The sequence below is a fragment of the Telluria beijingensis genome, from assembly GCF_030770395.1.
Lineage (GTDB): Bacteria > Pseudomonadota > Gammaproteobacteria > Burkholderiales > Burkholderiaceae_D > Telluria > Telluria beijingensis.
In genome coordinates this window covers 805,587-830,618 of sequence record NZ_CP132480.1, presented here as the reverse complement: position 1 = coordinate 830,618, position 25,032 = coordinate 805,587, and the positions used below count along the sequence as shown (strand labels likewise).

Here is a 25,032-nt window from a genome sequence, read left to right as displayed (position 1 = left end):
CCGGTGTTCGGGGTGGCGGCCGGGGACGCCGCCATTACTGCCTGAAGCGCGACTGGCTGGATCAGTAGCCGCGGCCGGTGGTGCCGGTGCCGGTCGCGCCGGTGCCGGTGCTGGTGGTGCCCGTCGTACCAGTGGTGCCGGTCGAGGTGCCGCTGCGGTTCGTGTCGTCCATGGTGCCGGTGGAACCGCTGGTGCCGGTGCCCATCGAACCGCTCGAACCGCTGGTAGTGCCGGTCGTGCCGGTGGTGCCGGTGGTGCCGGTCGTGCCCGTGGTGCCGGTGGTACCCGTGGTGCCGGTCATGCCCGAGGTGCCGGTCGTGCCGGTGGTGCCCGACGTGCCGCTGCTGGTGCCGGTTTTGCTGCGACGGTCGCGGTCACGCTGGTCTTGCGGATCGGTGCTCTGCATGCTGCCGGTCACGCCGGTCATCGACGAACTGCCGCTGGTGCGGTCGCTCATGGTGCCGGTCTGGCTGCCAGTCTGGGCGCCGGTGGTGCCGATCTGGCCGGTGGTCGTGCCGGTCGTGGTGCCGGTGGTCGTGGTTTGTGCATGCACCGCGGTGGCGCCGAACATGGCGGCGGCGACCGATGCGCCGAGCATTCCTTTGAGTAGCTTGTTCATTTTCATGGTGTTCTCCTCAATGTAACCAAATGTGTCAGGGGCGTTACCCGCCGCACACCGCAGGATTGATAACGATATGCGTCGAGTGAGGATTCCAGTGTAGAGACAGGCTACGGATGGGAGCGCACGGTAGCCGCGCGGAAATACATCATCGTCTTTTAATTTCTTTTATCTTGCTCTTATTTAGCGCTTATTGTTGAGCACCCAGGGCAGCCTGCGCCGAGAGCGTACCCAGTTGCGTATAGAGCGGCAGCACCACGCTGTGGTCGTCGGGGTAGACCCGGTTCGACAGGAAGACATAGAAACTTTGTGACTGCGGATCGACCCACAGGATGCAACCGGTGAATCCCGTATGGCCATAACTGCCGACCGGATAGACGGCGCCGCGCGGCCGCTTGGCGAAGGGCGAATCGATGTCCATGCCCATCCCCCGCAGTGCAACGATGCCGGACGGCGATTGCACCGTGGTCAGCAGGCGCACGCTTTCCGGCTTCAGTATCCGTACCCCATCCAGTGCGCCATTGCCCAGCAGCATGCGGGCGAAACGCGCGACGTCGCCGGCGGTCGAGAATACGCCGGCCGAGCCGCCCACGCCGCCCATGCGGCGCACGGTCGGATCGTGCACCACGCCCTGCAGCGGCGCGCCCGGCGCCAGGTCGCCATGGGCGGTCGGCAATTGCGCCACCGCGGTGGCGCCGCGCTGGGTCGGCGCGATCGACGCTGCCGGCATGCGCTCCAGCGGGCGGTACCCGGTATTGCCCATGCCGAGCGGCGCAAAGATGCGCTGCTGGGCGAAACGGTCGAGCGGCATGTCCGCGGTGCGCTCGACCAGCAGGCCCAGCAGGATGTAATTGATGTCGGAATAGCGGAAGAAACTGCCCGGCGGATGGGTCACTGTCTGTGCACAGGCCAGCGCCAGCGCGGCTTCCCTGCCCTGCCATGCCGGCCTGGCCGGCAGGCCGGAGGCCAGGCCCGAGGTATGGGTCAGCAGTTGGCGCACCGTGATCGCCTCCTTGCCGCCACCGGTACAGTCCGCGAAGTAGCGCGTAATGGGCGCCTCGAGGTCGATGCGGCCCTCTTCGGCCAGCATCAGGACCGCGGGCGCCGTGACCAGCACCTTGCTCAGCGAGGCCGCATCGAAGACGGTGGCGGGCGTGACGGCGGCCGCGTCCTCGTCGTAAGTGAGCCGGCCATAGGCGCGCTCGTGCTGCGCGGTGCCGCGCTCGAGATGATAGACGGCGCCCGGCAGCTTGCGGGCGGCGATGGCGGTGTCGATCGCTTGGTCGATGGCCGCCACCTGCGCGGGATGGAAACTGGATTCGGCTGTCATGGCGGATGGCGCTGGCTGGTGCGCGCAAGCAACGAGCAGCATGGCGGCCGGCAGCGAACAAAGATAGTGTCTTGGCATCATGCAGAAATACTATAGCAAGCTGATGACAAGGCAGCGGACGCGACGTTTTTGGGGGCCCGCGCACGCGATTTTTTTCATCGGCGTATCATGGATCCATGATTCCTTTCTCGATACTCGACCTCTCGCCGATCGCCGAAGGCAGCGATGCGGCCACCTCGTTCCAACGCTCGCTCGACCTCGCACAACATGGCGAGCGCTGGGGATACAACCGTTTCTGGCTGGCCGAACACCACGGCATGCCGGGCATCGCCAGCGCCGCCACCGCGGTGCTGATCGGCCACGTGGCGGCCGGCACCTCGCGCATCCGCGTGGGCGCCGGCGGCATCATGCTGCCCAATCATTCGCCGCTGGTGATCGCCGAACAGTTCGGCACGCTCGAGGCGCTGCATCCGGGCCGCATCGACCTCGGCCTGGGCCGCGCGCCGGGCTCGGACCAGACCACGGCGCGCGCCCTGCGCCGCAACCTGGCATCCGACGCCGACGAATTCCCGCAAGACGTGGTGGAGCTGATGGATTATTTCGCCGGCTCGACCCGGCGCCCGGTGCAGGCCGTGCCCGGCGCCGGCCTCGCCGTGCCGGTCTGGATCCTCGGCTCCAGCCTGTTCGGGGCGCAATTGGCGGCGCATCTCGGCCTGCCGTATGCCTTCGCCTCGCACTTCGCGCCGCAGATGATGATGCAGGCGATCGATATGTACCGCAGCAACTTCCGGCCATCGGAACAGCTCGACAAGCCTTACATCATGCTGGGCTTTAATGTGTTCGCCGCGGACACCGACCAGGAAGCACACTTCCTGGCAACCTCGATGCAGCAGGCCTTCGTCAACCTGCGCACCGGCCGCCCGACCAAGCTGAAACCGCCGGTGAGCGGCTACCTGGAAGCGCTCGACCTGCCCGAACGCATGATGCTCGACAGCGTGCTGTCGTGCTCGGCAATCGGCTCGCGCGTGACGGTGGCCCACCAGCTGCGCGCCTTCATCGATAAGACGAAGCCGGACGAGCTGATGATCACCTCGCAGATCTACGACCACGCGGCGCGCCTGCGCGCCTACGAGATCACGGCGGACATCCAGCGCGCGGGTTGATGCCGGGCGACCGGCGTCACGCGGCGCCGGTACCGGCCTGCAGGACGTCGATCAGGGTGCGCGTCGAGCGCACCCTTCCCATTTTCGGAAAGATCTTGTTGCACGCGAAATGGTGGGCATCGGCCTCGAAGCTGCTCATCGCATCCTCGGCGAACACCAGCTGGAAGCCGAAATCATAGGCCGCGCGCGCGGTCGATTCGACGCCGAAATTGGTGGCGATGCCGCCCATGACCAGCGTGTCGATGCCGCGTCGCCGCAGCTGCTGCTCGAGTTCGGTGCCATAGAAGGCGCCCCACTGGCGCTTGACGATCACGAGGTCCTGCGCCTCGACGCCGGCTTCCGGCGCCAGCCACGAGGCATCGGGAGGCGCCGCCGGCGCGCCCCGCGGCCGCAGCGGCGCATCGGCTGGCGCTTGCGGCAATTCATTCAGCAATACGTGGACATAGATGACCAGGCCGCCGCGCTCGCGCATCTCCTGCGCCAGCAGCACGCAATTGCCAACCACGTCCTCGGCGCCGTGCGGCGCTAGATCGTGCTTGACGTTGCTGTTCTGAAGATCGATGAGGACCAGCGCCGTGCGCGCCGGGTCCAGGCTGAGTTGTTGGTCCATGAGCAGATTCCTCCTGCCCAAAGTGTCCCCCAAACCCGTCCCGCCCGGCGCACGCGCCGGGCGGGACTTGCAACGACTTACGGCAAAGGCTTGCCGTCCACGTCGATCCTGCGCACCTCGCCCAGGTTCAGCGCGCGGATATCCTTCTCGACCTTGGCCATGTCGCCGACCACCACCCACGCCAGGCGATCCGCGACGAAGCTGCGCGCCGCCAGAGCATTCGCCTGCTGCGGCGTGAGCGCCAGCGCCTTCTCGGTGAAGGTGTTGTAGTAATCCTTGGGCAAGCCGTACTGCAGGATCGTGGAATAGGCGCCGGCCAGCTGGCCCGCCGTCTCGAAGCTGCCCGGCAGGCGCAGGGTTTTATTGTCCTGCGCGAACTTGAGCTCTTCATTCGCGATCGGCTTGGCGCCGGCGATATTGCGGTACTCGCCCACCAGTTCCTTGAGCGCGTCGCCGGTCTTGTCGGTCTGCACCGGCGAGATGCTCATGAAGGCGCGCTGGCCGATCGCCGGCACGACCGTGCTGCGCACGCCATACGACCAGTGCTTGTCTTCGCGCAGGTTCATATTGATGCGCGAGCTGAAGGTGCCGCCGAACACGTCGTTGACGATCTCGAGCGGCAGCGCCTCGGGACTGTTGCGCGGCGGCGCCAGCTGGCCGCCCAGGATCACGCTCTGCAGCGCGCCCGGACGGTCGACCAGGTAAACCACCGGCGCGGCGCGCGGCGCCACCTCGGCGATCGCCTTCTTCGGCACCTCGCCCGCTTTCCACGACGCGAACGCTTTCTCGAGCAGCGGCGTGACCTCGGCCAGCGTGGTATCGCCCACCACCAGCAGGGTGGCGTTGTTCGGCTTGAACCAGGTGGCGTGGTAGGTCGCCAGGTCGGCGCGGGTCATGCGCTTGACCGCGTCCTCGGTGCCGCTGCCGGTGCCCGGCTTGGCGTAGACGTGGTTGGCGCCGTACAGCAGCGCCGGCGCCACGCGCATCGCGATCGACTGCGGATCGGCCTTTTCACGCGCGATCGCGGCCAGGCGGTCCTGCTGCAGGCGCGCGAACTCGTTCTGCGGGAACGCCGGATTGAGCACCAGGTCGGCATACAGGTTGAGCGCCTGCGGCAAGGTGGCCTTGAGCGCGTTCATGCCGACGAAGGCGCCATCGAGGTTGGTGCTGGCGCCGAAGGTCGCGCCCAGGCTTTCCAGTTCCTCGCCGATCTGCAGCGACTTGCGGCTGCTGGTGCCTTCTTCGAGCATGCGCAGCGCCAGGCTGGCCACGCCCGGCATGTCGGCGCTGTCGGAGGCATAGCCGCTGTCGACCAGCAGTTGCAGGTTGACGATCGGCGCTTCATGACGCTCGGCCAGCACGACTTTCAGGCCGTTGGACAGTGTGGCGCGCTGCATCGGCGGCAGCTTGAGCGACATCGCCTTGCCGGTGTCCGGCGCCTTGCTGCGGTCCAGGCCGGTGTTGGTGGCGGCCAGGCCGGTCGGGAACGGATCGATCTGCAACACGAAGTCGCCGTCGCTCAGCCAGTCGTTCATCGCCTTGCGCACCATGGCCGGGGTGGCGTCCTTGATGCGCTGCAGATAGATCTTGTAGCAGTCCGGATTGCCGGTATAGGTTTCGCACGAAGCCAGCAGGTCGCTCTTGCCGCCGAAGCCGCCGACGCGCTCGATCATGCGCGTGTATTGCGCCATGATCGCGGTCTTGGCCAGGCGCAGCTCGGCGTCCGTCGGGCCGCTCTTCATCAGCGCGCGCAGCTCTTCGTCGGCCACTTTTTCCATCTTCGCCACATCGCCGCCCGGGCGCGCGGTCAGGGTCATGCTGAACTGGCCGCCGATCTCGGACGAGTTGTCGCTCGCGGTAGCGCTGGTGGCCAGCTGATCCTGGTACACCAGGCGCTTGTACAGGCGCGAGGTCTTGCCGCCGCCCAGCACGCGCGCGGCCAGGTCGAGCAGCACTTCTTCCTGCGTGTGCGCGCCCGGCACGTTCCAGGTGCGGTAGACGCGCGATTGCGGCACGCGGTCCTGGGCCACCGTGCGGTGGGTGCCGGTGCGCTTGGCGATCCACGCGTCATGCTTGGCCAGTGGCGGGCCCGGCGGGATCGCGCCATAGAAGCGCTCGACCTTCTCGCGCGCTTCTTCGGCCGAGATATCGCCCGACAGCACCAGCACCGTGTTGTTTGGGCCGTAGTTCTGCTTGAACCAGTCCTGGACGTCGGTCATCGAGGCCGCGTCGAGGTCTTCCATCTTGCCGATCACGGTCCAGGAATACGGGTGGCCGGCCGGATAGGTATTGGTGGTCAGGAGTTCCCAGGCGATGCCGTAGGGCTGGTTCTCGTACTGGCGCTTCTCGTTCTGCACCACGCCGCGCTGGATGTCGAGCTTCTTCTTGTCGACCGTGCCCAGCAGGTAGCCCATGCGGTCGCTCTCGGCGAACAGCGCATAGTCGAGCATCGAGGTCGGCACGTTTTGGAAGTAATTGGTGCGGTCCTGGTTAGTGGTGCCGTTGAGGTCGGTCGCACCGATGCGTTCCATCGCATTCAGGTAGGTGTGCTTGAAGTTGTCGCTGCCGCTGAACATCAGGTGTTCGAACAGGTGGGCGAAGCCGGTCTTGCCCACTTTCTCGTTCTTGGAGCCGACGTGGTACCAGGTATTGATCGCCACCACCGGCGTCTTGCGGTCTTCGTGCACCAGCACGGTCAGGCCGTTCTTGAGTGTGAACTTGGTGTACTTGATGTCCGGAATCGGGATGTCGGGGGTGGCCGCCGGCTTGGCCGGGGCCGCCTGGAGCGACGAGACGCCGGTGGCCAGCGCGAGCGCTGCCGCGAGGTGGATGGTACGACGAACGGATACTGCCATAGTGCTCCTCCTGGAGGTGTCCTTGTGGGACGAGGGACGGAATGAACGGCAAGGCGCACCCCATCGGCGCGCCCTGGCAAACATTCATTCTAGGCAGGTTTCACGTTGTCAACAAACAAAAACAGGCATGCATACCCCAGGAAGGCGTGACTTCATGCGGGACGCATCACTTGGGAACGATGCGCAGCAGGCTGCCTTTTGCTTCGTCGGTCAGTACATACAGCTGTCCATCCGGCCCCTGGCGCACGTCGCGCACGCGCTTGCCGACCGGCAGCAGCTCCTGGGCCGTAACCTTGCCCTGGGCGTCGAGCTGCACCCGGCGCACGTCCTGGCCGGCCAGGCTGCCGCTGAACAGGCTGCCTTGCCATTGCGGGAAGGCTTTACCGGTATAGAAAGCCAGGCCCGACGGCGCCGGCGACGGCGTCCAGACGACGATCGGCTGCACCGTGCCCGGCACCACCTTCATGCCGATCGGCTCGCGGGTGCTGTAGTCCAGCGTATAGCTTTGCAGCGGCCAGCCATAGTTCTTGCCGGCCTCGATCACATTGATCTCGTCGCCACCGCGCGAGCCGTGCTCGTTGGCATAGATGCGGCCGCTCTTCGGATCGCGCGCCATGCCCTGCACGTTGCGGTGGCCGTAGCTGTAGATTTCGGGCCGGGCATTGGCCTGCCCCGCCAGCGCGCCCTTGCCGACCGGCTGGCCGGCGTCGGTGAGGTGCAGGATCTTGCCGGTGTGCGAGGCCAGGCTCTGGGCATGGTCGCGCGCCAGCATATTGCCGATCCGCTGCGGCGTATTGCCGCCGTCGCCGATGCTCATCAAGAGGGTGTTATCCGGCAGCCACAGCAGGCGCGAACCGAAGTGCTGGCCGCCGCTCTTGCCCAGGTTCACCGCGAACAGCTGCTTGATGCCGGTGACGCGCTTGCCGTCGAACACGCCCTGCACCAGTACGGTCCGGTTCTCTTCGTCGGTGCCGCTGGACATCGTCATGTAGATGCGCGGGTTGGCCTTGTCAGCCGGGTGCACGACGATGTCGAGCAGGCCGCCCTGGCCGCTGGCATACAGGTTCGGCAGGCCGTCGAGAGGGATTTGCTGGAAGCTCTTGCCATTCAACAGATGCAGCGTGCCCTGCTTGCCGGTGACCAGCATCCGGCCATCGGGCAGCCAGGCCATGCCCCAGGGCTGCGGGGCGCCGGTCGCGACCGTCTCGAGCTTCCAGCCCTTGGCGAGCGGCGGCTTGTCGACCGGGGTCACTTCCTGGGCGATGGCAGTCACGCCGACCGTGGCCAGGCTGGCGGCCAACACTAGTTTTTTGCTCAAGAGCTTCTTGACAATACTCGGCATGACTTCCTCTCCCAAAAGACGTTAAATAGTTGACATCGTAGCTTATTCGCCGCAATTTCAGACATTTTATCTGCACGATTCAGGCAATCGGCGTATCATTGACGGTTCAGTGAACCAGCGTAAGGACTTCCTTCAATGATTCAACGACGCTCCTTCCTCAAGAGCTCCCTCCTCCTCGCTTCTTCCTCCCTCGCCCTTCCAACCCTTGCCAAGAATACATCATCTGACAGTAATGTTCTGTCCGGCGAGTGCTGCCTGCGTTTCTACAATACGCATACCGGCGAGAAGCTCAAGAGCACGTTCTGGGCCGAAGGCGAGTTCGTCCCCGATGCCCTGAAAGACATCAATAAAGTGCTGCGCGACCACCGCAGCAACAAGATCGCCGAGATCGATCCAGAACTGCTGCTGTTGCTCGGCCAACTTAATGGCAAGCTCGACAACAGCAAGGAATTGCACATCATCTCGGGCTACCGCGCGCCCGAATCGAACGCCTTCCTGCGCAGCCACGGCAGCGGCGGCGTCGCCAAGCGCAGCCTGCACATGGACGGCAAGGCGATCGACATCCGCCTGCCGGGCACCGACCTGCGCACCCTGCAGAAAGCGGCGATGTCGCTCAAGGGCGGCGGCGTCGGCTATTACGCCAGCTCGCAGTTCGTCCACATGGATACCGGCCGCGTCCGGTATTGGTAATACCATGACGCGGCAACTGGTCCGCGTCGTTTCCCTGTGCGCCATGGGCACCGCGCTCATGGCGGCACTGCCGAGCGCGCCTGCCTGGGCCGCCGGCCAGAACACCGTCACCGTCAAGTCCACCCGCGACCCGGTCGACAAGTCCTACCGCAAGATGATGCGCGGCATGGAACGCTTCGAGCGCGAACGCGCCTTCGCCCCCAGCGCCACGCTGCGTTTCCAGCTGCTGCCGCGCCTGCCGTCGACGGACATGCGCGGCATCACCCTGCGCATCGCCGGCGATTCGGTGTCGTTGCCGGTCGCTGTCGACGACAACAATTTTTTCGTCCTGCCCCGTCATGAACAAGCCCTGCAGGAAGACGCCGCCGTGCTCGCCAGCCGCAAGACCGCCAGCATGACCTGGCGAGCGCGCATCGAGACTCCCGGCTTGCCACCCGGCACGCGGCGCCTGGGCGACCTGCGCCTGGAATGCCGGGTCGGCAAGGAAGCCGGGCTGGTATCGAACAGCTCGCCGCTCTTCGGCTGGATCTCGGATGCCCTGAACACGCCCGAGGGCGTGTGCACCAGCCCGGACGGCAACTATCTGTTCTTTGCCGAGCGGCCCATCTTTGCCGTCACCCTGCGCGCCGGCGAGCGGGTCGAGACTCTGCCGTTCAGCATGCTCTACGCCGGCGGCGACCAGACGCCCGACATGCTGCCCTTCTGCGACTGCCAGGCGCTGCTCGATCGCACCTATTACGTGCCGCTGTGGGATGCGAGCTGGCCCGACGATACGCTGGTCGAGTTCGAATACATGGTCGACGCGCCAGACGGAGTGGCGCCATGAAGCTGCGTCTACTTGCCTGCGCGGCGCTGCTGGCGGGTTGCGCGACGCAACCGGCGCCACCGGGTTCCGTCGTCGCGGCCGAGCGGCTGTCCACTTCCGTGGTCGCCGGCCGCACCACCAAGGCGGATCTGCTGGCCGCCTTCGGCCCCACGAAAAGCGTGCGCTTCGACAGCGGCTACGAGGCCTGGGTCTATCAATCGCCGGCCGGCGGCGGCCAGTTCTCCGAATTCGTCGTGCTGATCGATCCATCTGGCGTGGTCAGCAAGACGCGCACGCGTGCGCCATCCGCACCGTCCTCGCCATAAAGCCGTCGTCGGAATCGTCGACAGTGTGTCACCTAACAAACACGATTCCATAACTCTGCGAAGGTATTGGCAGGGCGAACTTCGCCACCTGTACAAACACCCACGGAGGAATCATGACGACGACTGCAGACGAAAATTTCAACGATTGGCTGCGCGATGCCCACGCGATGGAAAAGCAGGCGGAACAGATGCTGACCGCGCAGGCCGAGCGCCTCGAACACTATCCTGAACTGCGCGCGCGCATCGTCCAGCACATCGACGAGACGCGCTGGCAGCACAGCGTGCTCGACGAGATCCTGGCGCGTCGTGGCACCGATAATTCGGTCCTGAAGGACATCGGCGCGCGCCTGGTCGCCTTTGGCCAGGCCGTGGGCGGCATGGCGGCCAGCGACGAGGTCGTCAAGGGCGCGATGGCCGGCTACGTGTTCGAGAACGTCGAGATCGCCAGCTATACGGCGCTGATCGCGGCCGCCAAATCGGTGGGCGATACCACGACCCAGGGCCAGCTCCAGCAGATCCTGGAGCAGGAAAAAGCGATGGCGGCCTGGCTGCTCGACCACCTGCCGCAGATCACCCAGGCCTTCCTGGCGCGCTCGGCCACCCCGGGTGTCGAAGCGAAGAAATAAACTTCTTTCGGTTATTTAAGCCGAAACAATGGCTTGGAGTGGCGCGGTTTGCGCTATTCCAAGCCATTTGTCGTTTGGTGCATAAAAAAATCGGGGCCGCTGTCGAATCCAGGACACTTGCTTCGTCGTAGTATCAGAGGGCTGTCCTCTGTTGCTACCACTCAAGGAAACCACCATGTCCACCAATACCGTCGAGCTGCATCGCGTGATCAAAACGACCCCGGATCGCCTGTACCGTGCCTTCACCACGGCCGGCGCCTATGCAAAATGGCTGCCGCCTTATGGCTTTTTCGGCACCGTCCACGAGATGGATGGCCGGGTCGGTGGTCGCTACCGGATGTCCTTCACCAACCTCACGAACGGCCACAGCCATTCCTTCGGCGGCGAATACCTGGAACTCGAACCCGGCAAGCGGGTACGCTATTCGGCCGTGTTCGACGATCCGCATCTTCCCGGCCAGATGCAGACCACGGTGAGCATGCGCGAAGTGCTGGGCGGGGTCGAGGTGCATATCAAGCAAGAAGGCATTCCCCCCCAGATCCCGACTGAGATGTGTTACCTGGGCTGGCAAGAGTCGCTCGAGCAGCTGGCCAAACTGGTCGAGCCAGAAATCCCGGATTGAGCGCGTCCTGTAGCCCGCGCGCCACGGCCGTGCCGGCATTCGCTGGCACAATGGCGCAAACGAACACCACCGTGCGGAGGCTGAGATGCTTGCCAGGCATATGCAAAAGCTGCTGTTGCTGTTCAGTGCCCTGCTCATCGGCGTGGGCCTGCTTGCCTGCGGCGGTGGCGGAGGCAGCCCCGGCACGCCCGGCCCGGCCACGCCGCCGCCCGCGACCACCGGTTCGCTGGCCGTCACCGCCAGCGGCTTGCCGGCCGGCGTCAATCCCGCCCTGCGTGTCACCGGCCCCAACAACTACCTGCAAGACCTGACGCAGTCGCAAACCCTCGCCAACCTCGCGCCCGGCAGCTACAACGTGTCGGCGTCGCCGGTCACGAGCGGCGGCGTCACGTATCAACCGACGCCGGCTTCGCAGGCGGCGACCGTCAGCGCCGGCGCCACGGCCAGCGCCGCGGTCAGCTATGCGAGCGGCACGCTGTCCCTCGGCCTGACGCAGGTCGCCGCCAATCTCGACAATCCGACCTTCCTGACCGCCCCTGCCGGCGACCGGCGCCTGTTCGTCACCGAGCGGCCGGGCCGGGTACGCATCGTCGAAAACGGCAGCACGCGCGACCTGCCCTACCTCGACATTCGCGCGCGCGTCTCCACCGATGGCGAAGGCGGCCTGCTGTCGCTCGCCTTCGACCCGCAGTTCGCACGCAACGGCTATTTCTACGTCTATTACACCGACTTGCAGCGCAATATCGTGGTCGAGCGCTTCAGCGCCGGCGCCACGCCGACGGCGGCCAATCCGACCTCCGGCCTGGTAATCCTGCGCATCCCGCACCCGACTTACCAGAACCATTTCGGCGGCCAGCTCGCCTTTAGCCCCGATGGCTATCTCTACCTGGCGACAGGCGACGGCGGCGGCGCAGGCGATCCGCAGGGCAATGCGCGCAACCTGAACAGCCTGCTCGGCAAGCTGCTGCGCATCGACGTGGCGGGCGCGACGACGACCCAGCCATATACCATCCCGGCCGGCAATCCCTACCGCGACGTGGCCGGGCGCCGCCCCGAAATCTGGGCTGCGGGCCTGCGCAACCCCTGGCGCTTCAGCTTCGACGGTAGCCAGCTCTACCTGTCCGACGTCGGCCAGGACCGGCGCGAAGAAGTCAACATCGTCGCCGCGGCGCAGGCCGGCCTGGACTATGGCTGGAACCTCATGGAAGGCACGCTGTGCTACAACGCCGCGACTTGCGACCGCACCGGCCTGACCTTGCCCGCCTTCGAGTACGACCACGGTACGGGCAATGCCAACGGCTGCTCGATCACCGGCGGCTTCGTCTACCGCGGCCGCGCCCTGCCCGAGCTGGCCGGGCGCTACTTCTATTCCGATTTCTGCGGCGGCTACCTGAAAAGCTTCTTCGCCACCGGCAATGGCATCACTGAACAGCGCGACTGGGAGATCGGCGATATCGGCCGCGTCGTGTCCTTCGGCCAGGATGCCGATGGCGAGCTGTACTTACTCACGAGCGGCGGCGCCATCCAACAAATTGGACGCAGGGCCGCGCAATGAGTTTAGAATGAAGAGATGGCACGCTTACAACTCGATCTTCCCGAAGACCAGTATTACTATTCGACGCAGCTGACGGTAAGGGTCACCGACATCAATGCCGCCAACCACCTGGGCAATGAATCGATGATCGCGATGATCTCCGAAGCCAGGGCGCGCTTCCTGTTTGAATTCGGTGTCGCAGAGACCGAACGCGACGGCAATGGCATCATCGTCACCGACCTGGCCGCGACCTACCGCGCCGAAGCGTATGGACGCGACCAGCTGCTGTTCGAAGTCGGCGTCATGGATTTCAATAAATACGGCGGCGACCTGATCTTCCGCATCACCCGCCCGCGCGACAGGACCCTCATCGCCATGGCCAAGTCGGGCTTCGTCTTCTACAACTACAAGTCCAGCCAGGTGTGCTACATGCCTGAGGATTTCCGCAATAAATTCGAGCGCGTGAACTGGATCGACTGATCGGTCATTGCGCATGCACACGACGCCCCGTCCCGGTTTCCGGCACGGGGCGTTTTGTTTTCTTGAAAAATAATTGGAACTTTTCGGGGCCCTCGGCGGAATACAAGAAAAGAAGACTGCCATGACCTCGACGACAGACCACACCGATACCGAACTGCTGCGCCAGGTCCATGCCGGACAGGCCGATGCGTTCACGGCGCTGTACCGGCGGCACCAGGGGCCCTTGTACCGCTACGCGCTGCTGCGCTGCGGCTCGGGCGATACGGCGGCCGACATCGTGCAGGAAGCCTTCATGGGCCTGCTCACTGGGCGGCTCGGCTACGACCCGCTGCGCGGCCAGTTGCAGCACTTTTTATTCGGCGTGGCGCGCAATCTCGCACTCAAGCTGGACGAGGCGCGCCAGCGCCATCCGCGGCTGCCGGAGCCGCTCGATGACGATGACGAACTGGCGCTGGATACAGCGAGCGAGGCCGACGGTCCCCTGGCGCGGCTGCTTGGAAACGAAACGGCCGAGGAAGTGCGGCGCGCGCTGTCGCTGCTGCCGCCGCACTACCGCGACGCGGTGATCCTGTACGAGCTGCACGATTTGTCGTACCAGGAGATCGCCACCGTCTGCCAGGTCGACATCGGCACGGTCCGTTCGCGCCTGGCGCGTGGCCGGGCGGCGCTGGCCAGGCGCCTGCGACTGACGCTGGAAGGAATGACATGATGAAAGACGACGACACCATCGACCCCGCCCTGGCCGCCCGCTTCGCCGCACTGCGCAGCGAGCTGGCCAAGCATGACGCCCCGCGCTGCGTGGAAAAGGAATTGCTGCAGGCCTTCGCCCGCCAGTTCCCGCAACGCCAGCCCTGGTACCGCAGGCTGTCATTGCCCCAATGGGGTGCGGCCGGCGCCCTCGCCTCGCTGGGCGGCGCCGGCGTGCTGGCGACGCTGCTGCTGGCGCTGGCGCCGCACCAGGCGATCACGGTCGGCCCGCCCGTGATCGGCATCGACGACGGCGCCGCCTTCATCGCACTCGAATCGCTGGAACGGATCGAGCGCGAACCCTATACCCGGGTGGTCGAGGCCGAACTGCCGCAGGCCGCGCTGGCGCCGCTGGGCATGCCGCTCAATCCGCAGACCGCGGGCGGCACGGTGCGCGCCGAAATGCTGGTGGCGCAGGACGGCCATCCCCTGGCAGTGCGCCTGAGCGCCGCCAACTGACACGATTCATTGCGAGGACTGTATGAAAACGACGAACATCCTGATCGCCACCCTGCTGGCAAGCGCCTTTGCGCCATCACTGGCCCTGGCCGAGGAGGTCACCCTGGAACAGGGCAGCGACGGCGAACGCCGCATCGTAATCCGCCAGGGCACGGTCACCATGCCTCTTGACCAGCTGGCCACGCTGCGCGCCGGCGACAGCGCCAGCCTGGCCGGCGCCATGGTCAATATATCCAGCGCGAGTATCGTCAAGAACGCGCCCTACAGCGCCGAGACCGTTTCCGAGAGCATCCAGCGCCTGGCCGACGGCAACCAGATCGTCACCAGGTCGAGCTCGATGCAATACCGCGACGGTGCCGGCCGCACTCGCACCGAGGTTCGCGGCGACGACGGCAAGCTGCGCCTGATCACGATCAGCGACCCGGTCGACGGCGCGCGCTGGATCCTGAATCCCGAGCGCAAGAGCGCCACGCGGACCGACATCACGTCGGAACGGGCCCGGGCCCAGGCCGAGGCGGCGCGCACCGCGGCGACGCAGGCCCGGATCGCGGCGGGCCAGGCGCGCGCCGAGGCGGATGCCGCGCGCGCCGTGGCCGATCAACAGCGCAAACTCGCCGACCAGCAGCGCAAGGTCGCCGACCAGGCGCGCATTGCCGCCAACGAAGCGCGCGCGCGCATCGACCGGCTGCGTAAGGAAGGCAAGCTGCCCGAGGGCACGCACATCATCGTCAAGGACGTCCAGCGCGGCGTCGAGCCGGCCGAGGTGCGGGTGCGCATCGCCCAGCCGGCGGCGGCGGCCATGCCCGCGGCGCGCGCAATGTCGGCCCAGATCGCCCCGCTGATCGCGGGCGCCGTCAATGAGGGGAAATGGTCGGCCAGGGCGGTCACGCGTGAACTGGGCGAACGCGATTTCTCCGGCGTACGGGCCCAGGGCAGCCAGCGCAGCTATGCGATTCCCGCCGGCGAGATCGGCAACCGCGACCCGATCGAAGTCAGTAGCGAGACCTGGTACTCGCCCGAGCTGCAGATGACCGTCTATCACAAGCGCAGCGATCCGCGCAGCGGCGAGATGGTGTACCGGCTCGAGAACCTGAAACGCGGCGAACCGCCGGCCGCGCTGTTCAGCGTACCGTCCGACTATACGATGCGCGATCCCCTGAAAGTGACCAGTACGAGAACCTACGGCAAGGTCGATTAACCCCCACGCTTCTTGCCCAGGATCGTTTCGTTGAACCAGTCATCGATCATGCGCTTCTCGGCGCGCAGGGTATCGCTGTCCGACATGCGGTTGATGCGCTGCATATAGCTCATGTCGGCCAGCCGCGCATCGCCGCCCTTGAGCACCTGCCCGTTCTGGGTCAGCGAATAGCGCAGGTTCATGATCGGCCAGTCGGCCGTGCCCTTCAGGATGCGCAGTTCGCGCCCGCCGCGAAAATTGGGGTATTCACGGCCGGCCAAGTCGATGTCAGTCACCTCGATCGTGAGATCCTGGCCTTCCGGCAACTTCTCGCCCAGCTTGGTGAAATAATCGCTCAATTCCTTGAGCACCTGCTCGCGCTCCCATGGCGCGAAAGGCAGGTCGGCGAACTTGTCGGATTCGATGTAATTCACGGTCACGCCGGCCGATGCGGCGCCGGCGGTGAGCGCGAACAGGCCCGCAAAGGCCGTTTTCATGAGTAGTGATTTCATCGCTCTTGCTCCTTGGTTTGCTTCCATCATTCTTCTTACATAGAAATATACGCCGCTTCAAGCGGCCGTGCTCGTCTCGAATCGTCGAAGTTTGTATCCAAATGTGAGGCCTCGCACACGGCGAATAGATGGTGATGGATGAGAATGGCGCAAGGGAGAGTGCCATGCCAGAAGGTCCATCGCTTGTCATCTTGAAGGAACAGACTGCCCGTTTCGTGGGCCAGGACATCGTGCGCGCCAGCGGCAATGTCCGCGCCGTCGACCCCGCCCAACTGGCGGGCCAGCGCATCGTCGGCCTGCACACCTGGGGCAAGCACTTCCTCATCGAGTTGCCCGACGTCGTCCTGCGCATCCACTTTTTGCTGTTCGGCACCTACCGCATCGACGAGCGGCGCGACAAGGAGCCGCGCCTGTCGATCGAGACGCAGGACGGCGGCGAAATGAATTTCTATGCCTGTGCAATCCGCCCCATCGACCGCGCGACGTTCGAAGCCTACGATTTCAGCGCCGACGTCATGTCGGACCGCTGGGACCCGAAGCAGGCGCGCAAGAAATTGCGCGCGCGGCCCGAACTGCTGGCCTGCGACGCCCTGCTCGACCAGGATATCTTTTCCGGTGTCGGCAACATCATCAAGAATGAGGTGCTGTTTCGCATCCGCGTCCACCCGCTGTCGACCGTGGGCGCACTGCCCGCGCCCAAGCTGCGCCAGCTGGTCGACGAGGCGCGCCAATACAGCTTCGATTTCCTCGGCTGGAAAAAAGACTTCGTGCTCAAGCAGCATTGGCTGGCCCATGCGAAGAAAATTTGCCCGCGCTGCGATATTCCTTTCAAAAAAGCCAATCTCGGCACGACCAAGCGCCGCGCCTTCTATTGTGAGCGTTGCCAGAGACCGTACACCTGATACCGGGCTGTCTTTTACGAGCAACATCCCTCTCCCTCCGGAGAGAGTTGCTGTTACATCGCCGCTGCACAAATTCAATATTGCCTGTTGTTAAGGGTCATATGTCGTACTACAATCGACTTGACTCTGGGCTACTTTTACGTCGAAAAATAGCCTCTTCAGACAACATTTCCCTACGATATCGGATTTTCCATGTCCTTCCTGTCATCCGCTGCGCCCAAGCTCGCACCCTGGAAAGTATTGCTGGTGGATGACGAACCCGATATCCACGACATCACCAAGCTGACCCTGGCGCGCTTCCGCCTCGACGGCCGTGCGCTGTCCTTCGTGCACGCCTACAGTGGCGCCGAAGCCAAGGAAGTGCTGGCGCGGGAAACTGACATCGCCCTGGTATTCCTGGACGTGGTGATGGAGCGCGAAGACAGCGGCCTCGAGGTGGCGCGCTGGATGCGCCAGGACCTGGACAACCAGTTTACCCGCATCGTGCTGCGCACCGGCCAGCCGGGCCAGGCGCCCGAGGAACGCGTGATCGTCGACTACGACATCAACGACTACAAGGAAAAGACCGAGCTCGACCGCACCAAGCTGTTCACCACCACCTTCGCCGCCTTGCGCGCCTACCGCGACATCATGAAGGTCGAGGAAGCGCGCCGCGTGCAGCAGACCTATCGCGAAGGCCTGGAGCGGGTCATTGCCGCCTCCGCCCACATCTTCCAGCAACGCAACCTGAAGGACTTCGCCAACGGCCTGCTGCAGCAGGTGGTGGCCCTGCTGCGCCTGGAACAGAGCATGCTGCTGCGCCTGAAGGCGGCCAGCGTAATCACCGGCCAGAGCCAGTACGAGGTGCTGGCCCAGATCGGCGACATGGGCGGCGACGAGATCGGCCCGGAGCTGCTTTCCCAGCTGGACGACGCCCGCCACAACCGTATTTCGCGCCTGCATGGCGACACCTATGTCGGCTACTTCCCGAACAATAGCGGCAAGGCTTCGCTGCTGGTGCTCAAGGGCGTGGACGAGATCTCGGACATCGACGCCCAGCTGCTCGAAGTCTTCTGCTCGGGCGTGGCCATCGCCTTCGACAACATCCTGCTCAACCAGGAAATCACCGATACCCAGGCCGAGCTGATCCTGCGCCTGGGCGACGTGGTCGAATCGCGCTCGCACGAGGCGGGCAACCACGTGCGCCGCATGTCCCAGGTCTGCCACATGCTGGCGCAGGCGTCGGGCATGCCGGAAGACGAGACGGCGGTCTTGATGCACGCCGCGCCGATGCACGACGTGGGCAAGATCGCGACGCCCGATGCGGTGCTGCTCAAGCCGGGCCGCCTGACCGAGGAGGAATGGGAAATCATGAAGCAGCACCCGACCATCGGGCTGCAGATCCTGGACGGCTCGCAGCGTCCGATCCTGAAGGCGGCGGCGGTGATCGCCCACCAGCACCACGAGAAATACGACGGCACCGGCTATCCGCAAGGCCTGCGCGGCGAAGACATCCACCCGTATGCGCGCATCGTCGCCGTCGCCGACGTGTTCGACGCCCTGAGCCACAAGCGCTGCTACAAGGACGCCTGGCCGCCGGCGAAGGTTACCGAGCACCTGCGCGAGGTGGCGGGGCACCACCTGGATCCAAAGTACGTCGACCTGCTCATCAAGAATATGGACAAGGCGCTGGCGATTAACGAGAAGTGGCCGGATTGAGTTAACCGACGCATACCGTCGTTACCCTCACTGGGCGTAACGACTTCCCGCGAAGGCGGGAACCCAAGTTGGTCGCACACCAATTCAACCGATTTCGGCCAGCACATGCGAACTTGGGTTCCCGCCTTCGCGGGAACGACGTGCGAAGGTAGCAGACAGCGTCGTTATGCCGCGGTTTTTTCGGCGCGCAGCGAGCGCGGGAAGCGCAGGTGGTACTTCAACCCCTCCCCCGGCGCACTCTCCACCCTGACCGTCCCGCCCAGCGCCCCCGTCACCAGGTTGTACAGGATGTGCGCCCCCAGCCCGCTCCCCCCAGTCCCGCGCTTGGTGGTAAAGAACGGATCGAACAGCTTGTCCAGCGTGTCCTCGTCCATCCCTGCTCCGTCGTCGGCATAGTCGAACACCACCCAGCCATCGTCTTCCAGCCCCGCGCGCAGTGTGATATTGCCCGGCTGGTCGCGCTCGAAACCGTGCACCAGCGAATTGACCACCATATTGGTGACGATCTGCGATACCGCGCCCGGATAACTGTCCAGCACCAGGTCTTGCGGGAAGTCGACCGCCACCTTGATCGGCCGTCCTTTCAGCTTGGGCTGCAGCGACAGCAGCACTTCGTTCAGGTAAGGCCCGAGGTTGAAGCTGCGGATATCGCCCGAGGACTGGTCCACCGCCACCTGCTTGAAGCTGCGCACCAGCGCCGCCGCGCGCTGGGTATTGGTGGTCATGATACGCAGCGACTGGTCGACCACGTCGAAGAAGCCGGCCAGGCTGTCTTCGGTCATCTCGCCCGCCGCCAGTTCCTCGCGCGTGAGCTTGAGTTCCTGCACCAGGTGGCTGGTCGCGGTCACGCAGATGCCGAGCGGGGTATTGATCTCGTGCGCCACGCCGGCCACCAGCCGGCCCAGCGAGGCCAGTTTTTCCTGGCGCACCAGTTCCGACTGCGCTTCCTGCAGCGCGTGCAGGGCCTCGTTCAGCGCCGCATTCTGCTGCTCGAGCTCCTGCTTGGCCTTGCGGATCCTGCGGTCGGCCTGCATGCGCGCGATCGCCACCGCCACGTGGCTGGCCATGAAGGCCAGCAGGTCGAGATCGGCCTTGCTGTAGACGATCGACGGATCGTAGCTCTGCACCACGATCACGCCGTATGGCTTTTCGTGGACCAGCATCGGCGCGCCCATCCAGCTGGCGATGTCGGTATTGCCGAGCGGTTCGTTGACGATGCCGTTGGCGACCAGTTGGCGGAAACTCCCCTGGTCATGCAACTGCGCCTGCTTGCTCGACAACACATACGAGCACATGGCCTTCCCGAACGGGAAGCGCTGCAGCGGCGGCTTGCTGTCCTTCTGGTCGACGAAGTACGGGATGCTGATCTCTTGCGTGTCCGGGTGGTAGAGCGCGATCAGGAAGTTATCGGCCACCATCAGCTCGCCGATGATCTCGTGCAGGCTGGCGCTGAGAAGATCGGTATCGAGGGCCTGGGCCGACAGGTCGGCGATCTGGTACAGCGCGTGCTGCACCTTCTCGGCACGGCCGCGCTCGGCCACCTCGTGCGCCAGCGCCGCGGTACGCTCCTGCACTGCCCGCTCCAGGCGGTCCATGCTTTGCAAGCCCTGCAGCGCATTCGACACGTGATTCGCGATCAGCGCGAACAGCGCCTGGTCTTCCGCGCTATAGGTCTCGTCGCGCGAATAGCTCTGGATCACGATCGCCCCCAGCGCCTGGTGGTTCTGGTCCAGCAGCGGGCAGGCGACGAAGTGTTCCGGCACGCTGCCATCGCCCCAGCGCCCGCTGTTGCGCAGGCGCTCGTGGAAATCGGCGGCGGTCAGCACCAGGGTCTGGCGGTTGAGCAGCACCCAGGCGGTCGGCGACTGCTCGGGCGAGGCGAGCGTGATGCGCTCGTTCGGATCGCGGGTGCCGTCGGCCTCGTCGACGAAATACGGGAAGCGCACCGTGCCGTCCTCGCGGTCGGCCAGGGCGACGTAGAAATTGGCCGCATACATGATGCGGCCCAGCGCCCGGTGCACGGCCTCGATGAAGACGGTGATGTCGCTGCAGCTGGTCGATAATTGCCCGATCTCGAGCAGCATCGACTGGACCGCTTCCAGCCGGTCAAGACGTTCCATGCTTCCCCCACATAATCTAAAAATGCGCAGAGGAAATAGTAGCAGCTTGCCGGCCGCCGCAGCAGTGCGACGGTCGGCGAATGTGGTTTTTCAGCGCGGCGCGCGGAAATCGTTCTCGATCCAGGCCAGGGCCGAGGCCTGGGTCAGCTTGAAGGTAGGGGCCACGCGCACCTTCGCCACCTGCTCGCCCATCTCGTCCGTTGCGGCCAGCAGGGCGTAGGGATCGTCGTCGTCCGGCACGATATCGAGGGTCACTTTCAGTTCGCCCTCGCCGGTCGACACGAACAGGTTCTTGTGCAGGATCGCGTGCAGGTGCTGCTCGTGGCGGCGGATCACCTCGGACGCGGTCTTGATCAGCGTATTGAAGGCATTGACGTCGAGCGGCTTGGGATTCTTCTTGTCGCGACCCATGGTCCACGGGCCGACCAGCGCCGGTTCAGGCTCGCCGTCCTTGTACATGGCCACCGCCCAGCCTTCGTCGTCGTCGTTCTTGATCACGCGCGCGGTCCAGCCATTGCCCTGCCACAGGCGTGGCTCCTGCACCGGGCCGGTGTCGTGTTCGTCGTCGTGATCGTCGTTGTGCTCGTTCATCTGCTTCCTCGGCGGGCTCGCGCCCAAAACCACGATCATAGAGGAAACCGGACCCATGAAAAAGCCCGCATGCGCAAGCAGTGCGGGCCTTTTTCGCGGTGACTCGACAATATCAGGCGGGACAGTCGTCCACGATGCGCGGGCAACGCCAGTCGGGGCCTGGCGGAGGCATGACCGGCGGGCCGACGGGAATCGGCCGCGGGTCGCCGTTCGGCGCCGGCGTGTGCCGGTTGAACGGATTGATGATGATCGGCGGTATGGCGGGCGGCGCCGATGGCGGATCTTTGGGACTGGTGGCAACCACGGCCAGGCGGTCCCGGATTCCATGAAAAACGGCTTGCATAGGATCCCCCTGTGACAGAGAAAACCAGTATAGGAAACCCGGCAGGCTTTACAAGCAAAAAATTGCCGACAATCCTGCCCGGTCCTGCCTGTGCACGTTTCGTCCCGCGAAAATTGCGGCCTGTCGCACGCCGCTGGCCGTGCGGCGCGCGCAGGCATACAGTTCGATCATGCAAGAGCAAAACGCTCAACCGACACTTCACCCACACCGCGAGGATCGCCATGAAAAAATACGCCCCCTACCTCATCCTGTTCCTGTTCGCTGCCCTGATGTTCAATAGCTGGGGCAACGACATGACGGTCCACTTCGACGGCGACGAAGTCGACGGCCCGCTGGGCTGGATGCTGGCCATCCTGTTCGCCGGTGGCGGGACGCTACTGGCGGCCTTCATCACCGTCATGGTGGGCGTGCTGCTGGCGGTGGTGTTCGCCGGGGTCGGCGTGATGCTGCTGGGCTCGCTGGCGATCGGCGCCGTGGTCCTGGCCCTGGCCATCTCGCCGCTGCTGCTGCCGCTGGTGATCCCGGTGGCCCTGGTGTGGTACTTCATGAGCCGTTCGCGCAAGGTCAATCTCGAGAAGACCGCGACTGTCTGAGGGTCACGCGGATAGCGCATTCGGCCGGGTTTCCCCCGGCCGTTTCTTGTTTACTTCATGCGCTTTTGCGCGCCACATACTGTTCATACCCGCGCGCGCGCAGCGCACAAGCCGGGCAGGTGCCGCAGCCATGTCCCCAGGGATGCGCATCGCCCCGCTCGCCCAGATAGCAAGTGTGGGTATCGAAGCGGATCAGGTCGACCAGCGCATCGCCACCCTCCTGCTGCGCCAGTTCCCAGGTCTGCGCCTTGTCGATCCACATCAGCGGGGTCTCGAGCTTCAGGCGCGTTGCCATGCCCAGGTTCAATGCCACCTGCAGCGCCTTCATGGTGTCGTCGCGGCAATCCGGATAACCCGAAAAATCGGTCTCGCACATGCCGCCCACCAGCACGTTCAGGCCGCGCCGATAAGCCACCGTGGCCGCCACCGTCATGAACATCAGGTTGCGCCCTGGAACGAACGTGTTCGGCAAACCATTTTCCTGCATGGCGATCGCAACATTGCTGGTCAATGCCGTGTCAGAGATTTTGGAAATCAATGACAGGTCGATCATGTGATCCTCCCCCAGGCGCGTATCCCAGTCCGGATTGAGCGCGCGCAGTTTCGACAGCAGGCTTGGTCGTACCTCCAGTTCGATCGCGTGGCGCTGGCCATAATCGAAACCGATCGTCTCGACCCGCGCATAGCGCTGCAGCGCCCAGGCGAGGCAGGTGGTGGAGTCTTGGCCGCCGCTGAACAGCACGAGCGCGGTATCGGAAGATGGAATGGTCATGATTTGAAGGGAAAGAGCTGCGATAAGCGGGGCATTCTGTCACAAATCGCCGCGACCGTGTGCGCGGGCGCCGAGGCGCACGTACAACGTTTCGTGACGACATCGACTTTGCCAATCAGTTAAGATGCGAACGAGTATTTGCACTGGAGCGCCATATTGTTACTTCGATCGATTTCCCGCCAGCATTCCCTGCCCCGGCTGTCGCGTCATGCGCTGTTGGGACTGGGAGCCTTGTTATTTGCCAGCGCCGTGTATGCACAGAGTCCGCAGGGAGTCGACTACACGGTGCGCATCGATGCCCCGCGCGCGCTCGAAGAACTGCTTGAGGATAACCTCGACCTGATGCGCTGGCGCGGCAATGCGCGCGTCGACATCGAACAGTTGCAGCGTCTTGTGAAAGAAGCGCCGGAGCAGGCGCGCACCCTGATCGCCACCGAGGGCTATTATTCGCCCAAGGTCTCGGCCGGCCTGGACACCAGCGGCGAACGTCCGGTGGCGCGCGTGATCGTCGATCCCGGCCAGCCGGTGCTGGTCGGCGACGTCGACCTGGTGCTGCAGGGCTTCGCCCCGTTCGAGGAAGGCGGCGCGCCATTCGACGCCGCCGCCCTGCGCAACCGCTGGACCCTGCCGGTCGGCAGCCAGTTCAGGCAGGGCGACTGGGAAGGCGCCAAGCGCGGCCTGCTGCGCGATATCGCCCAGACGCGCTTTCCGCGCGCGCGCCTGGTCGAGACCAGCGCCACGGTCGACCCGGATTCGCGCCGCGCCCTGCTGCGCGTGGTGATCGATTCCGGCCCCGAGATGCGCTTCGGTGAGCTGCGCATCCGCGGCCTGAAACGCTATCCGCGCGAAGTCATCACCAATCTCAACAAGATCAACCCGGGCGACGAATACAGCGAAGCCGCGCTGCAGGCCCTGCAATCGCGGGTGCAGGATACCGGCTACTTCAGCAGCGTCGAAGTCAGCACCGACATGCGCGCCGTGCTCAATGCCGAGATCGCCGACATCAAGGACGATGCCGACGACCCGGACGCCAACCCGGCCACGCCCGAGCCGCCGACCGGCCCCACGACCCTGCCGGTGGTGGTGCGCGTGACGGAAAACAAACAGAAAAACGTCGAGGCCGGCGTCGGCTTCTCGACCGATACCGGCGCCCGCGCCCAGCTGGGCTACGACGACCTGAACGTGTTCGGCAAGCGCTTCAAGAGCGACCTGATCTACGAACAGAAGCGCCAGACCGCGAAGGGCGAATTCTTCTGGCCGACCACGGCCAAGGGGTATAACGACAGCATCAGCGCCGGCGTGGAGCGCGAAGACCTGCGCGGCGAGATCACCACCCTGGCCAGCGTGGCCGCGCGCCGCAGCTGGGGCTCGCCGCTGCTCGAACGCAGCCTGACCGTCGAGGTGCTGACCGAGAAACGCGAAGTCGAGGGCCTCGAGCCCACCCGCACCAAGAGCCTGCCGCTCACCTACAGCATCACCCGGCGCAAGCTGGATAGCCTCATCCAGCCGACCAACGGCTATGTGTGGAACGCCCAGTTCGGCGGCGCCGTGCTGCCGATCATGACCGACGAAAAATTCCTGCGCCTGTACCTGCGCGGCCTGTACTACAAGCCGGTCGGCACAGCCGGCAGCCTGATCCTGCGCGCCGAGACCGGCGCCGTGGCCTCGAAGGAAAAGCTGGGCGTGCCGAGCACCTTCCTGTTCCGCGCCGGCGGCGACCAGTCGGTGCGCGGCTACGGGTATCAAGAGCTGGGGGTGCAGGAGAATGGCGCCACCGTCGGCGGCCGCTACCTGGCCACCGCCAGCGCCGAATACCAGTACTGGTTCAAGCCGCCCTGGGGCGTGGCCGTGTTCTACGACGTCGGCAATGCGGCCGACAAGTTCGGCGACCTCAATTCCAAGTCGGGCTACGGCGTCGGCGCGCGCTGGCGCAGCCCGGTCGGCCCGATCAATGTCGACCTGGCCTATGGCCATGCGGTGCGCAAGGCGCGCCTGCACTTCTCACTCGGATTCACGTTCTGATGGATACACCTGAAGATAAGCCTGTGCCCCCGCAGGCACCGACGCCTGACCAGCCTCAGGCTGTGAAACCCCGCCGCTGGCCGCGCCGCGTCGC

Annotated in this window: 24 protein-coding genes; 15 read left to right on the top strand and 9 right to left on the bottom strand. The window is 64.9% G+C overall.

The window, feature by feature from the left end; genetic code table 11:
* Nucleotides 1–61 precede the first annotated feature (61 nt).
* Together Q9246_RS03715 and Q9246_RS03710 are read right to left on the bottom strand one after the other, a co-directional pair.
* On the bottom strand, nt 62–625 hold the full coding sequence (locus Q9246_RS03715; protein ID WP_306395550.1) for a hypothetical protein: 564 nt from the start codon (nt 623–625) through the stop codon (nt 62–64).
* A 184-nt stretch (nt 626–809) separates the two neighbouring features.
* The gene (locus Q9246_RS03710) at nt 810–1,949 is read right to left on the bottom strand and encodes a serine hydrolase domain-containing protein (protein WP_306395549.1); all 1,140 of its coding nucleotides are present in this window, start codon (nt 1,947–1,949) and stop codon (nt 810–812) included.
* 176 nt (nt 1,950–2,125) lie between these two features.
* Here Q9246_RS03710 and Q9246_RS03705 point away from each other — a divergent pair, with 176 nt between their 5' ends.
* A complete protein-coding gene (locus Q9246_RS03705; protein WP_306395547.1) occupies nt 2,126–3,112 on the top strand; it encodes an LLM class flavin-dependent oxidoreductase in 987 nt (328 codons plus the stop codon).
* A 16-nt stretch (nt 3,113–3,128) separates the two neighbouring features.
* Here the strand turns inward: Q9246_RS03705 and Q9246_RS03700 are convergent, their stop codons facing one another.
* From Q9246_RS03700 to Q9246_RS03690, 3 genes are all read right to left on the bottom strand, one after another.
* Complete coding sequence (locus Q9246_RS03700; RefSeq protein WP_306395545.1) at nt 3,129–3,722, bottom strand: isochorismatase family protein; 594 nt, start codon at nt 3,720–3,722, stop codon at nt 3,129–3,131.
* A gap of 77 nt (nt 3,723–3,799) precedes the next feature.
* Nucleotides 3,800–6,577, bottom strand: a complete 2,778-nt coding sequence (locus Q9246_RS03695) for a M16 family metallopeptidase (protein WP_306395544.1) — start codon at nt 6,575–6,577, stop codon at nt 3,800–3,802.
* Between the two features lie 166 nt (nt 6,578–6,743).
* Nucleotides 6,744–7,919, bottom strand: a complete 1,176-nt coding sequence (locus tag Q9246_RS03690) for a PQQ-dependent sugar dehydrogenase (protein ID WP_306395542.1) — start codon at nt 7,917–7,919, stop codon at nt 6,744–6,746.
* Nucleotides 7,920–8,054: 135 nt separating this feature from the next.
* Here Q9246_RS03690 and mepK point away from each other — a divergent pair, with 135 nt between their 5' ends.
* From mepK to Q9246_RS03640, 10 genes are all read left to right on the top strand, one after another.
* Nucleotides 8,055–8,609: a peptidoglycan L,D-endopeptidase MepK gene (gene mepK, locus Q9246_RS03685; protein WP_306395540.1), complete on the top strand. Its 555-nt coding sequence runs from the start codon at nt 8,055–8,057 to the stop codon at nt 8,607–8,609.
* Nucleotides 8,610–8,613: 4 nt separating this feature from the next.
* Nucleotides 8,614–9,435, top strand: a complete 822-nt coding sequence (locus Q9246_RS03680; protein ID WP_306395538.1) for a hypothetical protein — start codon at nt 8,614–8,616, stop codon at nt 9,433–9,435.
* The gene (locus tag Q9246_RS03675) at nt 9,432–9,740 is read left to right on the top strand and encodes a hypothetical protein (protein WP_306395536.1); all 309 of its coding nucleotides are present in this window, start codon (nt 9,432–9,434) and stop codon (nt 9,738–9,740) included. The genes Q9246_RS03680 and Q9246_RS03675 overlap by 4 nt, the downstream gene beginning before the upstream one ends.
* A gap of 113 nt (nt 9,741–9,853) precedes the next feature.
* Entirely contained in the window at nt 9,854–10,366 is a 513-nt protein-coding gene (locus tag Q9246_RS03670; RefSeq protein WP_306395534.1) for a ferritin-like domain-containing protein, read from the top strand.
* 175 nt (nt 10,367–10,541) lie between these two features.
* Nucleotides 10,542–10,988, top strand: a complete 447-nt coding sequence (locus Q9246_RS03665; protein ID WP_306395532.1) for an SRPBCC family protein — start codon at nt 10,542–10,544, stop codon at nt 10,986–10,988.
* An 85-nt stretch (nt 10,989–11,073) separates the two neighbouring features.
* Nucleotides 11,074–12,543, top strand: a complete 1,470-nt coding sequence (locus tag Q9246_RS03660; RefSeq protein ID WP_306395531.1) for a PQQ-dependent sugar dehydrogenase — start codon at nt 11,074–11,076, stop codon at nt 12,541–12,543.
* Nucleotides 12,544–12,558: 15 nt separating this feature from the next.
* Nucleotides 12,559–13,002: a thioesterase family protein gene (locus Q9246_RS03655; RefSeq protein WP_306395530.1), complete on the top strand. Its 444-nt coding sequence runs from the start codon at nt 12,559–12,561 to the stop codon at nt 13,000–13,002.
* A gap of 121 nt (nt 13,003–13,123) precedes the next feature.
* Entirely contained in the window at nt 13,124–13,711 is a 588-nt protein-coding gene (locus Q9246_RS03650) for an RNA polymerase sigma factor (RefSeq protein ID WP_306395529.1), read from the top strand.
* Nucleotides 13,708–14,208, top strand: a complete 501-nt coding sequence (locus Q9246_RS03645; protein WP_306395527.1) for a hypothetical protein — start codon at nt 13,708–13,710, stop codon at nt 14,206–14,208. Before Q9246_RS03650 ends, Q9246_RS03645 begins: the two co-directional genes overlap by 4 nt.
* A gap of 22 nt (nt 14,209–14,230) precedes the next feature.
* Nucleotides 14,231–15,406, top strand: a complete 1,176-nt coding sequence (locus Q9246_RS03640) for a hypothetical protein (RefSeq protein ID WP_306395526.1) — start codon at nt 14,231–14,233, stop codon at nt 15,404–15,406.
* Here Q9246_RS03640 and Q9246_RS03635 read toward each other — a convergent pair.
* A complete protein-coding gene (locus Q9246_RS03635; RefSeq protein WP_306395524.1) occupies nt 15,403–15,897 on the bottom strand; it encodes a DUF3016 domain-containing protein in 495 nt (164 codons plus the stop codon). The genes Q9246_RS03640 and Q9246_RS03635 overlap by 4 nt on opposite strands.
* A 164-nt stretch (nt 15,898–16,061) precedes the next feature.
* On the opposite strand from Q9246_RS03635, the gene Q9246_RS03630 reads away from it, so the two are divergent.
* Both Q9246_RS03630 and Q9246_RS03625 read left to right on the top strand, forming a co-directional pair.
* The gene (locus Q9246_RS03630) at nt 16,062–16,799 is read left to right on the top strand and encodes a DNA-formamidopyrimidine glycosylase family protein (RefSeq protein WP_306395523.1); all 738 of its coding nucleotides are present in this window, start codon (nt 16,062–16,064) and stop codon (nt 16,797–16,799) included.
* A 192-nt stretch (nt 16,800–16,991) separates the two neighbouring features.
* Nucleotides 16,992–18,497 (top strand): HD domain-containing phosphohydrolase, encoded by a 1,506-nt coding sequence (locus tag Q9246_RS03625; RefSeq protein ID WP_306395522.1) that lies wholly within the window; start codon nt 16,992–16,994, stop codon nt 18,495–18,497.
* A 164-nt stretch (nt 18,498–18,661) separates the two neighbouring features.
* Here the strand turns inward: Q9246_RS03625 and Q9246_RS03620 are convergent, their stop codons facing one another.
* Nucleotides 18,662–20,617 (bottom strand): GAF domain-containing sensor histidine kinase, encoded by a 1,956-nt coding sequence (locus Q9246_RS03620; RefSeq protein ID WP_306395521.1) that lies wholly within the window; start codon nt 20,615–20,617, stop codon nt 18,662–18,664.
* 90 nt (nt 20,618–20,707) lie between these two features.
* Complete coding sequence (locus tag Q9246_RS03615) at nt 20,708–21,208, bottom strand: hypothetical protein (RefSeq protein ID WP_306395519.1); 501 nt, start codon at nt 21,206–21,208, stop codon at nt 20,708–20,710.
* Nucleotides 21,209–21,772: 564 nt separating this feature from the next.
* Between Q9246_RS03615 and Q9246_RS03610 the strand changes: the two genes are divergently transcribed.
* Nucleotides 21,773–22,144, top strand: a complete 372-nt coding sequence (locus Q9246_RS03610) for a hypothetical protein (RefSeq protein ID WP_306395518.1) — start codon at nt 21,773–21,775, stop codon at nt 22,142–22,144.
* A gap of 55 nt (nt 22,145–22,199) precedes the next feature.
* Here the strand turns inward: Q9246_RS03610 and queC are convergent, their stop codons facing one another.
* A complete protein-coding gene (queC, locus tag Q9246_RS03605; protein ID WP_306395517.1) occupies nt 22,200–22,916 on the bottom strand; it encodes a 7-cyano-7-deazaguanine synthase QueC in 717 nt (238 codons plus the stop codon).
* A gap of 231 nt (nt 22,917–23,147) precedes the next feature.
* Here queC and Q9246_RS03600 point away from each other — a divergent pair, with 231 nt between their 5' ends.
* The gene (locus Q9246_RS03600) at nt 23,148–24,938 is read left to right on the top strand and encodes an autotransporter assembly complex protein TamA (protein ID WP_306395516.1); all 1,791 of its coding nucleotides are present in this window, start codon (nt 23,148–23,150) and stop codon (nt 24,936–24,938) included.
* The last annotated feature ends 94 nt before the right edge of the window (nt 24,939–25,032 follow it).